This is a genomic window from Methylobacterium sp. Leaf99, from assembly GCF_001422375.1.
In the GTDB taxonomy this organism is placed as follows: Bacteria; Pseudomonadota; Alphaproteobacteria; order Rhizobiales; family Beijerinckiaceae; genus Methylobacterium.
Genome location: NZ_LMMU01000001.1, coordinates 803,462 through 817,346 on the forward strand (window position 1 = coordinate 803,462; position 13,885 = coordinate 817,346).

The 13,885-nt window shown below is 70.7% G+C and carries 16 protein-coding genes; 6 read left to right on the forward strand and 10 right to left on the reverse strand.

What is annotated here, in order from left to right; all coding sequences use genetic code 11:
• Positions 1-7 precede the first annotated feature (7 nt).
• Complete coding sequence (locus ASF28_RS03700) at positions 8-1,042, reverse strand: CorA family divalent cation transporter (RefSeq protein WP_056087828.1); 1,035 nt, start codon at positions 1,040-1,042, stop codon at positions 8-10.
• Positions 1,043-1,214: 172 nt separating this feature from the next.
• On the opposite strand from ASF28_RS03700, the gene ppk2 reads away from it, so the two are divergent.
• A complete protein-coding gene (gene ppk2 / locus ASF28_RS03705; protein ID WP_056087831.1) occupies positions 1,215-2,138 on the forward strand; it encodes a polyphosphate kinase 2 in 924 nt (307 codons plus the stop codon).
• Positions 2,139-2,167: 29 nt separating this feature from the next.
• On the opposite strand, the gene ASF28_RS03710 is transcribed toward ppk2, so the two are convergent.
• Positions 2,168-2,575, reverse strand: coding sequence for a hypothetical protein (locus ASF28_RS03710; protein ID WP_157085337.1), 408 nt, complete (start codon positions 2,573-2,575; stop codon positions 2,168-2,170).
• Between the two features lie 147 nt (positions 2,576-2,722).
• Between ASF28_RS03710 and ASF28_RS03715 the strand changes: the two genes are divergently transcribed.
• Positions 2,723-3,532, forward strand: coding sequence for an enoyl-CoA hydratase/isomerase family protein (locus ASF28_RS03715; RefSeq protein WP_056087834.1), 810 nt, complete (start codon positions 2,723-2,725; stop codon positions 3,530-3,532).
• A gap of 7 nt (positions 3,533-3,539) precedes the next feature.
• Here ASF28_RS03715 and ASF28_RS03720 read toward each other — a convergent pair whose 3' ends face one another.
• From ASF28_RS03720 to dctP, 5 genes are all read right to left on the reverse strand, one after another.
• A complete protein-coding gene (locus ASF28_RS03720; protein ID WP_056087836.1) occupies positions 3,540-3,857 on the reverse strand; it encodes a BrnA antitoxin family protein in 318 nt (105 codons plus the stop codon).
• A complete protein-coding gene (locus ASF28_RS03725) occupies positions 3,829-4,134 on the reverse strand; it encodes a BrnT family toxin (RefSeq protein ID WP_056087839.1) in 306 nt (101 codons plus the stop codon). The genes ASF28_RS03720 and ASF28_RS03725 overlap by 29 nt, the downstream gene beginning before the upstream one ends.
• 114 nt (positions 4,135-4,248) lie before the next feature.
• Positions 4,249-5,601, reverse strand: coding sequence for a TRAP transporter large permease (locus tag ASF28_RS03730; protein ID WP_056087842.1), 1,353 nt, complete (start codon positions 5,599-5,601; stop codon positions 4,249-4,251).
• Positions 5,598-6,242 carry a TRAP transporter small permease gene (locus ASF28_RS03735; protein WP_056087845.1) on the reverse strand — a complete coding sequence of 215 codons (645 nt, stop codon included), beginning with the start codon at positions 6,240-6,242 and terminating at the stop codon, positions 5,598-5,600. Before ASF28_RS03735 ends, ASF28_RS03730 begins: the two co-directional genes overlap by 4 nt.
• Positions 6,239-7,258, reverse strand: a complete 1,020-nt coding sequence (gene dctP / locus ASF28_RS03740) for a TRAP transporter substrate-binding protein DctP (RefSeq protein WP_056087848.1) — start codon at positions 7,256-7,258, stop codon at positions 6,239-6,241. The genes ASF28_RS03735 and dctP overlap by 4 nt, the downstream gene beginning before the upstream one ends.
• A 183-nt stretch (positions 7,259-7,441) precedes the next feature.
• On the opposite strand from dctP, the gene ASF28_RS03745 reads away from it, so the two are divergent.
• Entirely contained in the window at positions 7,442-8,113 is a 672-nt protein-coding gene (locus ASF28_RS03745; protein WP_370692846.1) for a GntR family transcriptional regulator, read from the forward strand.
• 34 nt (positions 8,114-8,147) lie between these two features.
• Here ASF28_RS03745 and ASF28_RS03750 read toward each other — a convergent pair whose 3' ends face one another.
• A complete protein-coding gene (locus tag ASF28_RS03750; protein ID WP_056091136.1) occupies positions 8,148-8,780 on the reverse strand; it encodes an SH3 domain-containing protein in 633 nt (210 codons plus the stop codon).
• Between the two features lie 314 nt (positions 8,781-9,094).
• Here ASF28_RS03750 and ASF28_RS03755 point away from each other — a divergent pair, with 314 nt between their 5' ends.
• The 3 genes from ASF28_RS03755 (at position 9,095) to ASF28_RS03765 (ending at position 11,731) form a co-directional block, all read left to right on the forward strand.
• Positions 9,095-10,099 (forward strand): 2-hydroxyacid dehydrogenase, encoded by a 1,005-nt coding sequence (locus ASF28_RS03755; protein ID WP_056087851.1) that lies wholly within the window; start codon positions 9,095-9,097, stop codon positions 10,097-10,099.
• A 73-nt stretch (positions 10,100-10,172) separates the two neighbouring features.
• A complete protein-coding gene (locus ASF28_RS03760; protein WP_370692847.1) occupies positions 10,173-11,222 on the forward strand; it encodes a sensor histidine kinase in 1,050 nt (349 codons plus the stop codon).
• An 83-nt stretch (positions 11,223-11,305) separates the two neighbouring features.
• A complete protein-coding gene (locus ASF28_RS03765) occupies positions 11,306-11,731 on the forward strand; it encodes a SufE family protein (protein ID WP_056087857.1) in 426 nt (141 codons plus the stop codon).
• A 518-nt stretch (positions 11,732-12,249) separates the two neighbouring features.
• Here the strand turns inward: ASF28_RS03765 and ASF28_RS03770 are convergent.
• Both ASF28_RS03770 and ASF28_RS03775 read right to left on the reverse strand, forming a co-directional pair.
• A complete protein-coding gene (locus tag ASF28_RS03770; RefSeq protein ID WP_244474874.1) occupies positions 12,250-13,185 on the reverse strand; it encodes a DUF6456 domain-containing protein in 936 nt (311 codons plus the stop codon).
• Between the two features lie 216 nt (positions 13,186-13,401).
• Positions 13,402-13,836 carry a MucR family transcriptional regulator gene (locus ASF28_RS03775; RefSeq protein WP_056087860.1) on the reverse strand — a complete coding sequence of 145 codons (435 nt, stop codon included), beginning with the start codon at positions 13,834-13,836 and terminating at the stop codon, positions 13,402-13,404.
• Positions 13,837-13,885 lie beyond the last annotated feature (49 nt).

Genomic DNA, 13,885 nt, shown 5'->3' on the forward strand with positions numbered 1-13,885 from the left:
CGCCGGCTTACGACCGGGCGCGGCGTTTGACGAGCCCGAGGCGGCGGATCACGCCGTAGACCGCCAGGGCCGCGAGGCCGCAGATCCCCAGCGCCAGGAACGAGCCGTTCTCGAACTCGCCCAGGAACAGGCCCTTGGTGTTCATGCCGAACACGCCGGTCACCAGGGTCGGGGGCAGGAACAGGGCGGTGAGCACCGACAGGGTGAAGAGCTGGCGGTTGGTCTCGGCGGCGGTGCGGCCGGCGATCTCGTCCTGCAGCAGGCGGGTGCGCTCGGACAGGACGTGCATGTCGCGGTGGAGCGAATCGAGGCGCTGGACCACGCGGGCGGCCATGGTCACCACCGCCTCGGGCAGGGCGTCGTCGTCCTCGTCGGTCTCGGCTTCGAGGCGGTGGAACACGGCGGCCAGGCCCGAGAGCTGGCGGTGCTGGCGCACGGCCTGCCGGCGGATGGGGGCCAGGGGCTTCGGATCGGCGGCGCGGGTCTCGTCGAGGACGCGGTCCTCGATGATATCAAGTTCGTCGGAGAAGCGCTTGGCGCAGGCATCGAGGGACGCGACGACGCCCTCGACGAGGCGCTCCAGCAGCCGGGCCGGCGAGGTCACGCGGGCGCCGGCCAGCACCGCGTCGCGGGCGGCCTCGGCGCCGGCGGTGGCGTGGCGCCGGCCGCTGACGAGGACGTTCGGGCCGAGGACGCAGTGCAGGCGCCCCGTCGGTTCCTCGCCGATGGCGCCGTCGAAGGCGCGCTCGCGGTCGGCGATGACCACGCCGAGGCAGGCGCCCTCCACCACCACGCGCTGGTGTTCGTCGCGCCCGAAGGTGGCGGCCGACAGGCGCGGCGGCCCGAACCGCCCGGCCTCGATGAGCCCGGCGACGCGGGCGTCGATGAGATCGACGTGGAGCCAGACGAAGCCCGCGCCCGCCGCATCCGGTGCCGGCAGGTCTGCGGCGGACGCGATGGGCACGGCGCGGCCCTCCCCGTCGAAGCGCAGGGCGAACAGCACGCCCGGCAGGACGGCCTCGTCGGTGAGAAGGCGCGGCATCGGTTTTGGCCGTGTCCCGTGCCGGCAAAATGCCGGATTCCCCTCCGGCACATGGCAAAGCCGCGCGACAGTGTCGTGACGCGGGTAGCCGTATCAGGCGGCCGTATCAGGACTGTCACATGCGGCTGCTTTAACGCGATCGGGACTTCGAGCGACGGACGGGACGGCGGGCATGGATCACGGGCAGCGGGCGGGCGGCTTCGACCTCGAGGCGATCCGGCGGGAGGTCGCCGACGATTTCGACGAGGAGCTCGAGATGGAGCTGGACGAGGAGCGCCTCGAACAGCTCGCCGACGCCGTCGGGGGGGCGCCGCGCCCGCCGCAGATGGACCGCAAGCGCTACTTTCGCGAGCTGTTCCGGCTCCAGCACGAACTGGTGCGCCTGCAGGACTGGGTGCAGACCCAGAAGCTGCGTGTCGTCGTGATCTTCGAGGGCCGCGATTCCGCCGGCAAGGGCGGCGCCATCAAGCGCATCACCCAGCGCCTCAACCCGCGGGTCTGCCGGGTCGCCGCCCTGCCGGCCCCGAGCGAGCGCGAGCGCACGCAGTGGTACTTCCAGCGCTACGTCAGCCACCTGCCCGCGGGCGGCGAGATCGTGCTGTTCGACCGCTCCTGGTACAACCGCGCCGGCGTCGAGCGGGTGATGGGCTTCTGCACCCCCGACGAGGTCGAGGAGTTCTTCCGCTCCGTGCCGGAATTCGAGCGGATGCTGGTGCGCTCAGGCATCATCGTGCTGAAATACTGGTTCTCCATCACCGACGAGGAGCAGGAACTGCGCTTCACCATGCGCATCCACGACCCGCTGAAGCAATGGAAGCTCTCGCCCATGGACGTGCAGTCGCGCCGCCTGTGGGAGGACTACACCAAGGCCAAGGAGGTGATGCTCGCCCGCACCCACATCCCGGAGGCGCCGTGGTGGGTGGTGGAGGCCGTGGACAAGAAGAAGGCCCGCCTCAACTGCATCGCCCACCTGCTGTCGCAGATCCCCTACGGCGAGGTCGAGCATCCGCCCGTCCACCTGCCCGAGCGCGAGCGCCACAACGACTACGCCCGCCAGCCGGTGCCGCCGGAGATGTTCGTGCCGGCGGTGTTCTGAGGCGGTGTTCTGGAGGAGGCTTGCCGCCCCTACGGGCAGGCGAGCCCGTAGGGCGCCACCACGATGTCGCCCTGGCGCGGGTTGTTGAGGGCGATGGGCTGGGTGCCGCCGCGGCCGACGGCGACGTAGCACCGGTCCAACACGGCCACGGTGTCGAACGCGGCCTGGAACGCGGGCTCTTGCGGGACGGGTTCGAGGCCGGCGAGCCGCGACCGGCAATAGACCGCGACGTCGACCCGCCCCGACTGGCGGTAGAGGATGGTGCGGGCCCGGCGCGGCTGCACGGTGATCGCCGGGCCGCCATCCTGGCTGAACACCACGTCGTGGACCGTCCGGTTGATCACCTGGCGGGTGCAGCCGGCCTGCGCCGCCTGCGCCGTGCCGAGGGCCAGCCCGAGCGCGGCGACGCCGGCCGCGTGTCGCATCCATCCGCGCATGAATCGTCTCCCGAGGGCGCCGCCGTCGCGCGCCGAATGCCAAATCCGACATCAACGGACGCGTCCGGCGGGCGTTCCCGGCCGGGTTGATTCGGGCGGCCGGGCTGGGCATGCCGGGGGCACCCCCCACGCCACCCCGGACCCGCCATGAGTGCCGCCCCGACCGCCGCCGACGAGATCCTGTTCACCCAGGACGGGGCCGGCATCGCCCGCCTCGTCCTCAACCGGCCCCGGGCCCGCAACGCCCTCACCTTCGCCATGTACCAGGGGATCATCGACCACTGCGCCCGCATCGCCGCCGACCCGTCCGTGCGGGTGCTGGTGATCACCGGGGCCGGCGACAAGGCGTTCGCCGCCGGCACCGACATCGCCCAGTTCCGTGGCTTCTCGTCCGCCCAGGACGCCCTCGACTACGAGCGGTTCATGGACCGGGTCATGGGCGCCCTGGAACGCCTGCGCGTGCCGGTCATCGCGGCCATCGCGGGCGCCTGCACCGGCGGGGGGGCGGCCATCGCGGCGTCCTGCGACCTCCGGATCGCCACCCGCGACGCTCGCTTCGGCTTTCCCATCGCGCGGACGCTCGGCAACTGCCTGTCGCTCGCCAACCTCAAGCGCCTCTCCGCCTTGGTCGGCCCGGCGCGGGTCAAGGACATGATCTTCACCGCCCGCCTTATTGGCGCCGAGGAGGCCCTCGCCATCGGCCTCGTCGGCGAGGTGGTGGCGGACGCCGAGGCCCTCGCAATCCGCGCCACCGAACTCGCCGGCCTCATGGCCGGCCACGCCCCCCTGACCCTGCAGGCCACCAAGGAAGGCCTGCGCCGAATCCAGGATGCCGACGACACGGAAGGCGAGCGCCCCGGCGACGACCTCATCCGCCTCTGCTACACCAGCGCCGATTTTCGCGAGGGGATGGAGGCGTTTTTGGGCAAGCGCGCGCCGGACTGGACCGGGCGGTGAGGCCGGATCATTTCGGCCCGGCATCCTGAAGCATGGCGCGGCGAAGAATGGCGTTCAGCTTCGTCTGGTAGCCGCGCCCGCCCGTCTTCAGCCAGGCCAGCACATCCGCGTCGAGGCGGACGGTGACCTGGGCCTTGATTGGACGATAGAATGGATTGCGCTGGGCATTGGCGAAGAACGCATCCGTGAGCGGCGGGATATCGCCGTAGTCGATCTCGGCGTCCGGAGCGGCGGCAAGGGCCGCCAGCTCCGCGCCCTGCTCCGGCGTGAGGGCGGCGGGCCGGTGCAGATCGAGCTCAAAGACGACGGGATCGGTCTTGTTCATAGCGCCTGCGCTCCTGCCGGTCGGCCCGCCGGGCCGAGATGATGCGAACGATTTCCGTTCCGTCGTCCGCGTCGAGGATCGTGTGAGCAACCAGCACAATCGTGACGCCGTCCACGAGGCCGATGGTCTGCCAGCGGTGCTCGCCGTCCTCGATCCGATCCTGCAAACTCGACGCGTAGGGATCGGCAAAGACGCGGGATGCGACCTCGAAGGTGATGCGATGCTTCAGCCGGTTGCTCTCGGCCTTGGCCGGATCCCATGCGAAGCGAATCGTCATATCCGAATGTAACGACAAATTTGATGGTACACAATGGTATCGATCGTCGGTCGCACGCAAGCGAACGGCCCGAACCAGGGGTCCGGGCCGCGCGTCGCCAGCTCCAGGCCCGCCCTACCGCGTCGACGGCAGCAGCCAGTTCGGCAGCCACAGGGCGATGCCGGGCACCAGGCAGAGGATCAGGATCGCCACCGCCATGAGCATCACGAAGGGCAGCGTGCCCCAGATGATGTCCTTGAGCGGGATGTCGGGGGCGATGTTCTTGATGACGAAGATGTTGAGGCCGACCGGCGGGTGGATCAGGCCCATCTCCATGGTGATGGTCATGACGACCCCGAACCAGACGAGGTCGAACCCGGCGGCTTTCAGGGGCGGCAGGATGATCGGCGCCGTCATCAGGATGATCGAGACCGGCGGCAGGAAGAAGCCGAGGAGGATCACCAGCCCCAGGATCGTCACCAGCAGCACCCAGGGCGACAGCTGCATCGCCACGATGGCGTTGGCCGCCGATTGCGAGATGTGCAGGTAGCTCATCACGTAGGCGTAGAGCAGGGACATGCCGATGATGAGCATCAGCATGGTCGATTCCCGCAGGGTGGCGGCGAGGATCGGGTTGACATCCTTCGGGCGCCAGACGCCGTAGATGATGGCGATGAGGCCGAGGGCCAGGAGGCCGCCGAGGCCCGCCGTCTCGGAGGGGGTCGAGTAGCCGCCGTAGAGGGCGACCATCACGCCGGTGAGCAGCACCACGAAGGGCAGCACCCGCGGCAGCGTCGAGAAGCGCTCGCGCATGCTGTAGGTGTCCTCGGCGAGGATCGGCGAGGTCGTGCCGTTGCGCTCGTAGGCCGCCTTCGCGGCGGCGTATTCCGCCCGGAAGCGGTAGACCGACCAGGCGGCGAACAGGCCGACCAGGAGCAGGCCCGGCCCGATGCCGGCGAGGAACAGGCGCCCCAGGGACTGCTCGGCCGCCACCGCGTAGAGGATCATGGTGATGGAGGGCGGCAGCAGGATGCCGAGGGTGCCGCCGGCGGCGATGATCCCGGCGGCGAAGCCCGGCGAGTAGCCGCGCTTGCGCATCTCCGGGATGCCGGCCGAACCGATGGCCGAGCAGGTGGCGGGCGAGGACCCCGCCATGGCGGCGAACAGCGCGCAGGCAAAGACGTTGGCGATGCCGAGCCCCCCGGGGATGCGGTGCATCCAGGCGTGCATGGCCGAGTAGAGGTCCTGGCCGGCTCGTGAACGGCCGATGGCCGCGCCCTTCAGGATGAAGAGCGGGATCGACAGCAGGGTGATGGAGGCCATCTCCTCGTAGACGTTCTGCGCCACCGTATCGAGGGAGGCGCCCGGCATGAAGAAGTACATGAAGGCGAGCGCCACGAAGCCGAGCGCGAAGGCGATGGGGATGCCGGCCAGCATGGCGCTGAGGGTGGCACCCGCATAGAGGAAGCCGATGGCCGCGACGCTCATGGGTGGGGGCTCGTCTTGAGGGTTTCGGAGTTCAGCTCGGACCCGAGCCCGACCTTCGGATCGGCCCAGCCGGCGGCGCGGGGGCCGTAGTTCAGGGCCTCGGCGATCTGCAGCAGGAACTGCAGGGCGAGGAAGCTCATGCCCACGGCCATGAGGGCGTAGGGAATCCACAGGGGCGGCCCCCAGGTCGATTGCGACACCTGCCCGTCGACCCAGGCCTCGTGGAACAGGCTCCAGCTTTTCCAGGCGAAGAACGTCACGAACACGATGCTGATGACGTCGGCCATGAGCAGGCGGGCGCGGTTGATCCGGGGCGAGAGCAGGCCGCTGAGCGCCTCGATGGCGACGTGGCCGCGCCGGGCCTGGACGGCGGCGGCCGAGAAGAAGGTGGCGCCGACGATGAGGAACACCGCCATCTCGTCCTGCCAGTCCGTGGGCTCCTTCAGCCAGTAGCGCACGAACACGCTGTAGCTGAGCACGAGGCAGGCCCCGACGAGGGCGAGGCCGCCGAAGACCATCACCACGCCGTTGATGGCCTTCATCGCGCGGTCGATGGCCCCGAGCAGGCCGGGGACGCGGGGTTCGGGCGCGGCGGGCGCCGATTCGGAGGCGGCCGAGGCCGCGTCGAAGGCGTGGCTCACGACACCTGCTCCGCCAGCTTGAGGAGCTCGGCGCAGCTCGCGGACTTGCCCGCGAAATCCTTCCAGGCGGTGTCCTTGGCGATGTCGCGCCACTGGCCCAGGGTCTTCTCGTCGAGCTGCTGCACCTTGGCGCCGGCCTTGCCGAAGACCTGCTCGACGCGGGTGTCGTCCTCCTTGGCGCCGGCCTGCCCGAACGTCTCGAGTTCGGCGCCGATGGTCATGATGAGGTCCTGCTGGTCCTTCGGCAGGCGGTCGAACACGATCTTCGACATCATGATCGGCTCCCACATGAGCCAGTAGGTGTGCTGGGCGCCCGACGTCAGGGACTTCGACAGTTCCTCCAGGCGGAACGAGATCAGGCTGGTGGAGGAGGTGATGACGGCGTCGCACGCGCCCGTCTGCATGGCGGCGTAGGATTCGTTCGACGGGATCGACAGGGTGGCCGCACCCGCCGCCTTCATCATCAGGTCCATCTCGCGCGAGCCGCCCCGGACCTTGAGGCCCTTGGCGTCGCCCGGCGTGAACAGCGGCCGGTCGCGGCTGGCGACGCCGCCGGCCTGCCACACCCACGACACCACCACGACGCCCTTGGATTCGAGGATCTCCGTGAGCTTGCGGCCGACGGGGGCGCTCTTCCAGGCCGTGGCCTGGGCGTAGGAGGTGACGAGGCCCGGCATCAGGCCGATGTTCATCTCCGGCACCTCGCCACCCGCATAGGGGCTCGGGTAGAGGGTCATGTCGAGGGCGCCCTTGCGGATGGCGCCGAACTGGGCGTTCGTCTTCATCAGGGACGAGCCGGGATAGACCTGGAGTTCCAGGGCGCCCTTCGAGCGCTCGGCGAGGGCCGCGGCGAACTTCCGGCACGCCCGATCGCGAAAGTCGCCCTCGTCGATGGTGCCGCCGGGGAACTGGTGCGAGATCTTCAGGGTGGTGGCGGCCCGGGCCCGCGACCCGAGGGACAGGATGGCGGGCGCGGCCAGGCCGGCGGCGACGAGGGTGCGGCGTGTCAACGTCATGGCGTCTTCCTCCTTCGGCGGGCTGGCCGCCCACCCGGTTTTTGCGGTGCAGCATTTATACTGCGATGCCCGCTATTTATACCAGAGAACGACGGCTTGTATATTTTGTCAACCGGGCCGCATAAGGTGGGGGTAAGTAAACGGGCTGGCGGAGGGCGAGGCCGTGGCAGAGGAACCGGAGCGATGGAACCCGAGCGCGTGAACCAGTCCCTGCGCCTGCGCCAGACCATCGAGACGGAGATCGTCGACGGCCGCCTCGCCATCGGCGCCCGCCTCGACGAGACCGAGCTCGCCGAGCGGTTCGGGGTGTCGCGCACGCCGATCCGCGAGGCCCTGCTGCAGCTGGCGATGACGGGGCTCGTCGAGATCAAGCCGCGCCGGGGCGCCCTGGTGAGCGCGCCGGACCCGCAGCTGCTCATCGCCATGTTCGAGACCATGGCGGAGATCGAGGCCGCCTGCGGGCGCCTCGCCGCGCGCCGCCTGGTTCCGGCCGACGAAGCCGCCCTCAAGGCGGCGCTCGCCGCCTGCGGGGCGGCCGCGGAAGCCCAGGACCCGGAGCGCTACTACGAAGAGAACTACGTCTTCCACACGGTGGTCTACCGGGCCTGCCGCAACGCCTTCCTGGCCGAGCAGGCGCGGCTGCTGCACCGGCGCCTCGCGCCGTTCCGCCGGATGCAGCTGCGGGCGCGCCACCGCCTCGGGCAGTCCCTGGCCGAGCACGAGGCCATCGTGGCGGCCATCGTGGCGGGGGACGAGACCGGCGCGTCCGAGCTCCTGCGCGCCCACGTGATCGTTCAGGGCGACCGCTTCTCCGACCTCGTGGCGAGCCTGCGGACCATCAACGACGCGGCGTGACCGCCGGCGCCGTCCGGCCGGGGCTCGGCCGGGATCACTCCACCTTCTCGTAGGGGTAGACCCCCCACAGGCGCTCCTGGCGGACGTAGCCGTCGACGTCGCCGCGCTTCTGCGGCAGGGCGACGATGACCCGGCACCAGGTGCCGCTGCAGCTCTTGACGCTGCCGATGACGCCGGCCTGGAGGCGCGCCTCCTCGGCCGACGCGTCGTCGGCGCGGGCGTAGAGGGAGGTCTCGGCCTTCACCTCACTTTTGCCGTCCCCCTTGCCGTCCCCTTTGCCACCCGCCCTGGGCGCCGTGACGATGGAGGTGCGCCGCCCCGACAGCAGGGAGTGCAGCACCCAGCCCTCCGTGCCCTCCGAATCGCGGATGCGGCGCCAGGTCTCGAACTCGGCCACGATCTCGACGGGCAGGCCGGCGCGCTGGAACACCCACAGGGTGCGGTGATCCTTCGACGGCCCCTCGCGCAGGTTCACCCGGTCGGTCTTGAGGCTGGCGTAGCGCGGCAGGGGCAGCCCGGTCTTGGCGCCGACGGACGCGCCGGGAACGGCCACCGGTGGCGCCGCCCGCGCCGGCGCCACCGGGACGACCGCCCCGGTCGCCGCGAGGGCGAGGGCGAGGGCCAGGGTCGGGGCCAGGGTCGATCGGGAGGGCAGATCAGGCGCCATCGTCCGGGGTCCTTCCGCGCGGGGCATGCCGATCCGGGCCGGCATGCCCGGCCTTGCGCGGCGTGCATTGTGTTCCGGCGCCCCTCTGGTAGAGAAGCCACCGGGGCCGGAGACGGGCAGCGCATCGCCGCCGATTTCGGCCCCGGGTCGATCCGGTTGTCCCGATCTGTCTTGGCCGATGGTGGTTAACGCGCCGTAAGCCGCCACGCCATCCCGGCGAGCCCGTCATCCCGGGAACGAACAAAGGGCGAGCCGAAACCCTGGCCGGACCCCGACGGGGCGAAACCGGGGATCGTTCGCGTCGAGGAGGGTGCATGCAGTCGCTCAAGCGCAAGCCGCTCGTTGTGGTCACCCGCCGCCTCCCGGAGGTGGTCGAGACCCGCATGCGCGAACTCTTCGAGATCCGCCTCAACCCCGACGACAAGCCCCTGGCGCAGGAGGCCCTCGCCGCCGCCCTGCGCGAGGCCGACGTCCTCGTGCCGACGGTGACCGACGAGATCGATTCGGGGCTGCTCGCTCAGGCCGGTCCGAACCTGCGGCTCATCGCCAATTTCGGCAACGGCGTCGATCACATCGACGTCGCCGCCGCCCTGGAGCGCGGCATCACCGTCACCAACACGCCCGGCGTGCTGACGGAGGACACCGCCGACATGACCATGGCGCTGATCCTGGCGGTGGCCCGCCGGGTCACCGAGGGCGCGCGCATCATCCCCGACGACGCCTGGGATTCGGGCTGGTCACCGACCTGGATGCTGGGGCGGCGCATCACCGGTAAGCGCCTCGGCATCGTCGGCATGGGCCGCATCGGCCAGGCCCTGGCCCGCCGCGCCAAGGCGTTCGGCCTGCAGATCCACTATCACAACCGCCGCCGGGTGCCGGCGACCATCGAGCGCGACCTCGACGCCACCTACTGGGAATCCCTCGACCAGATGCTGGCGCGCGTCGACATCGTCTCGGTGAACTGCCCGCACACGCCGGCGACCTACCACCTGCTGTCGGCCCGGCGCCTCAAGCTGCTCAAGCCCGAGGCCATCGTGGTCAACACCGCCCGCGGCGAGGTCATCGACGAGAGCGCGCTGGCCCGCCTCATCGAGGCCGGCGACGTCTCGGGCGCCGGCCTCGACGTGTTCGAGCAGGAGCCTTCCGTGAGCCCGCGCCTGATCAAGCTCGCGCGCGCCGGCAAGGTCGTACTCCTGCCGCACATGGGCTCGGCCACCCACGAGAGCCGCATCGACATGGGCGAGAAGGTCATCATCAACATCAAGACCTTCATGGACGGCCACCGGCCGCCCGATCGCATCCTGCCCAGCATGCTCTGAGGACAAGGTCCGAACCTGCGGTTGACCTCGGAACGGGCCGGGACACGGCACGTTGACGGGCGTCCGGCATGTGGTGGGCCGGGCGACAGCGCAGATCGGGAGCAATATGGCCGCGGACACTCCGTTGAGCGACGCGTTCCGGCACTTCTCGGACCTCGTACCGGTGATGATGTGCCGCTCGGACGCCGAGGGCCGCGCCATCCATCACAACGAAGCCTGGCTCCGCTTCACCGGCCGCACCCCGGCCGAGGAACGCGGCGAAGGCTGGCTCCGGGGCCTCCATCCCGACGACGTCGCCGCCTTCACCCGGATCGTCGAGGACGCCCGCCTTGCGCGAAAACCCTTCACGGTGGAGTTCCGCCTGCGCCGGCACGACGGCGCCTATCGCTGGCTCCTCGACACCGCCAAGCCCGTCTACGAGGGCGGGGCGTTCCAGGGCTTCATCGGCGCCAGCTTCGACATCACCGACCGCAAGCTGGCCGAGGACCAGTCCGAACGGGCGCTCGTCGAGAAGGAAGCCCTCCTGGCCGAGGTCTACCACCGGGTGCGCAACAACCTTCAGGTGATGGTCAGCCTCATCGGCCTCTATGGCCGGGCGGCGCCGGCGCCGTGCCGGGGCAGCTTCGAGGCCCTGGGCCAGCGGGTGCGGGCCATCGCCCTGGTGCAGCAGCACCTGCACGAGGCGCCCCACATCGCCTCCATCGACCTGCGCGACTACCTGCACCGCCTCGCCTCGGGCCTCGGCCAGCTCCGCCGGGCCGGCCGCATCAGCGTCACCATCGACGGGTCCGGCACCAGCCTCGTCGAGCCGCGCACGGCCAACGCCCTCGGGATGATCGTCGCCGAGGTGGTCTCCGAGTGCCTCGACACCACGGCCGAGAGCGTCGCCTGCGCCATCGGCATCACCATCGACGCGGCGGCGGGCGCCCCCGTGCGCCTGTCCGTCGTCTCGGGCAGCGACGCGGAGGCCGCCCCCTCCGGCAAGGCCGAGGTGCCCAATCTCGGCCCCCGCCTCATCGCCGCCTACGCCGCCCAGGCCGAGATCGCCGCCCGCGGCATCGGCACCCGGGCCGAGCCCCTCCACCTCCAGCTGCCCGAGGTGCTGGTGCATCCGGTGGAGTAGGCGGCGGCCTCGCGAGGGGTCGCATCCGGCGGCCGGTCCCCTATATCGGGGGCTTCCCGCCGGCCACGAGACCGTTCCCGCCCATGCTGCCGCCCATCGCGACCATCATCGAGAATTTCGGCATCCTCGACGAGGGCCCGGACCAGATCGAGTACCTGATCGAGCTCGGCCGTGCCCTGCCGCCCTTCCCCGACGCGCTCATGACCGAGGCCAACCGCGTCCACGGCTGCGAGAGCCAGGTCTGGGTGGCGTCCCACATGGACGAGGCGCAGGCGCCGCCGCGGCTGAACCTGCGCGGGACCAGCGACTCCGTGGTCACCAAGGGCCTGATCGCCCTGGTGATGGCGCTCCACGACGGACGGACGCCGCAGGAGATCGCGGACGTCGACGTGTTCGGGGTGTTCAAGGAGATCGGCCTCGGCTCCCACCTCACGTCGAAGCGGGCCAACGGGGTCCGGGCCATGGCCGAGCGCATCCACCGCGACGCGGCCCGGCTCCTGGCGGCCTGAGCCGAACCGGTCCCATCGCGGCGACGACGTTCACATCTCGCACGGGCAGCACGGGTCCCCTTTCCTTGCCGGCAGGGCGATCGCAGATGAACCGCGACGGGCCCCCTCTCCTGTTTGGGCTACGGCATTCACACATCTCGCGGGATGCTCGGGTCCCCTCTCCTGGAAGGAGAGGGACAGGGTGAGGTGTGTGACCTTTCCGGAGAATTCGCACACCTCACCCCAACCCTCTCCTTCCAGGAGAGGGAGCCCCGGTGCGCCTCCCGCCCGCATCCGGATGCCTGCCGCTGCATGGAATCAGCCCATTCGCAGTTGTGTGAATCCGGTAGCCTGTTTGGGAGAGGGTTGGGGTGAGGGTCGTGGACTCTCCGAAAAGTTCTCACACCTCACCCCAGCCCTCTCCTTCCAGGAGAGGGAGCACCCGTGCGCTTCACGCCCGTATCCGGATGCCATCCGGTGCGCTGTCTCTGCACAAGGTCGGCCCGTTCGCAGTCGTATGATTCCGTACTTCATCGCCGTCAGGGGCGCCCGGCCGCTGGGGTGTCGCGCCACAGGCGCATCCGGCCCCGGTCCGGCCCCACCGCCTCGCGCTCGAGGCCGTAATGCTCGGCGAGGCGCCCGAGGGCGATGCGGGCCACCACCTTGGCCGAGCGCACCGGCCAGCGCCGCTCGGCCTCGATCCGCTCGAGCCCCTTCAGGAACCCGCACAGGTCGATGAGCAGCCCCGACAGGTCGTTGCCGACGGCGGCGAGGGCCGCGCGCACGCGCTGGCGCGCCGCCAGCATGGCGTCGGAGGCGCTCGACGGATCGCGGGCGCCCGAGCCGTCGACCTTCATCCCGCTCCAGTCCGGGCCCAGGCGCGGCAGCATCACCGCCTGGGTCAGGTCGCGGCGCAGGCGCTCGCCGGCCTCGTAGCAGGCCGCGTCGATGAGGGGCACGCCGTCGCGGTCCCGGCGCCGGGCCATCCAGGCCAGCGGACTCTCGGCGGCGTCGCGCAGGGGGCGGGCTTCGGTGCGGTCGGGCCGGTCGCCGGCTTTGGCCCCGGCTTTGGCCCCGGCCTTCGCGGGGGCGTCGCGCCCGCCCTCCGCGACGAGGTCGAGGTGCTGGGCGAGGTAGGGCGGCTGGGCCCCCGCCCGCTCGCGCCGCAGGCGGGCGCGCCCCGCCGGGCTGATGGTGAGGCGCGCGTGGCGGCCCGTGGTCCGTTCGGCGAGGTCGGCCGACAGGAGCGCCGCGCCCGCCGCCGCCGCGAAGCGTCCGGCCCCGAGGGAGATCCCGCCGCCGCCGCTGCGCATGATCAGGCCGTCCCCCGGCGCCGCCGGGTCCGGCAGGGCGTAGGCCCCCTCCGCCGCGAGGGCGCCGAGCAACCGCACCGCCTCGCGTCCGAGGACCGGCGCGAGGCCGCCGGGACGGGCCGGGAGGCGGGACCCCGATGGGACGGAGCGAATTCTGTTCATGTTTTGTTCCATAAGCGGCGCGGGCGGCGCCGGCCGCCCTGCAACCCATGGTAAAGGACATAAATCCTAAATCAAGCCCCGTTCGACGCCGCTCGACCGATTGCCGGACCGCGGGACCGCGGGACGGGATGGGCCCCGCACGTCCATCCGGTCCGGGCGCCGTCCCGTCCGAACCCGGAACGGCGGCGCCCGTCTTCATCGAGGATCGAAGCGCGGTCAGGCGGCTTCGTCGTAGTTTCCGTTGCGGGTCTGTCCGAGGCCGATGGCCTTGGCGAGGTCCGAACGCGCCTTGGCGTAGTTCGGCGCGACCATGGGATACTCGGGCGGCAGGCCCCACTTGGCGCGATACTGCTCGGGGCTCATGTCGTACTTCGCGCGCAGGTGGCGCTTGAGCGACTTGAAGACACGGCCGTCTTCCAGGCAGATGATGTGGTCGGCGGTCACGGACTTCTTCACGGACACCGCCGGCTGCTGCGGGGCGGAGGGCGCCTTGGGCTCTTCCTGCCCGCTGCCGATCTGGACCAGCGAACCGTGGACCCGGGCGATGAGCTGTGCCAGCTCGGCGGAGGGAACCGGATTGTTGCTCACGTAGGCCGAGACGATATCGACCGTCAATTCCACGTAATCCACCGAATTTTCGATTTCGCTCATAGACTTAAGGTTTCCTTCCATGCGCCCTCGTCGCGGAACCGATGCAGAA

Bases quoted from the DNA above. Each gene is read 5' to 3' on its own strand.
- ASF28_RS03765 (WP_056087857.1), top strand. From the start codon at position 11,306: ATGCTGCCGCCCATCGCGACCATCATCGAGAATTTCGGCATCCTCGAC.
- ASF28_RS03755 (WP_056087851.1), top strand. From the start codon at position 9,095: ATGCAGTCGCTCAAGCGCAAGCCGCTCGTTGTGGTCACCCGCCGCCTC.
- ASF28_RS03770 (WP_244474874.1), bottom strand. From the start codon at position 13,185: ATGAACAGAATTCGCTCCGTCCCATCGGGGTCCCGCCTCCCGGCCCGT.
- ASF28_RS03720 (WP_056087836.1), bottom strand. From the start codon at position 3,857: ATGAACAAGACCGATCCCGTCGTCTTTGAGCTCGATCTGCACCGGCCC.
- ASF28_RS03750 (WP_056091136.1), bottom strand. From the start codon at position 8,780: ATGGCGCCTGATCTGCCCTCCCGATCGACCCTGGCCCCGACCCTGGCC.
- ASF28_RS03715 (WP_056087834.1), top strand. From the start codon at position 2,723: ATGAGTGCCGCCCCGACCGCCGCCGACGAGATCCTGTTCACCCAGGAC.
- ASF28_RS03710 (WP_157085337.1), bottom strand. From the start codon at position 2,575: ATGCGCGGATGGATGCGACACGCGGCCGGCGTCGCCGCGCTCGGGCTG.
- ASF28_RS03745 (WP_370692846.1), top strand. From the start codon at position 7,442: ATGGAACCCGAGCGCGTGAACCAGTCCCTGCGCCTGCGCCAGACCATC.
- ppk2 (WP_056087831.1), top strand. From the start codon at position 1,215: ATGGATCACGGGCAGCGGGCGGGCGGCTTCGACCTCGAGGCGATCCGG.
- ASF28_RS03775 (WP_056087860.1), bottom strand. From the start codon at position 13,836: ATGAGCGAAATCGAAAATTCGGTGGATTACGTGGAATTGACGGTCGAT.
- dctP (WP_056087848.1), bottom strand. From the start codon at position 7,258: ATGACGTTGACACGCCGCACCCTCGTCGCCGCCGGCCTGGCCGCGCCC.
- ASF28_RS03725 (WP_056087839.1), bottom strand. From the start codon at position 4,134: ATGACGATTCGCTTCGCATGGGATCCGGCCAAGGCCGAGAGCAACCGG.
- ASF28_RS03700 (WP_056087828.1), bottom strand. From the start codon at position 1,042: ATGCCGCGCCTTCTCACCGACGAGGCCGTCCTGCCGGGCGTGCTGTTC.
- ASF28_RS03730 (WP_056087842.1), bottom strand. From the start codon at position 5,601: ATGAGCGTCGCGGCCATCGGCTTCCTCTATGCGGGTGCCACCCTCAGC.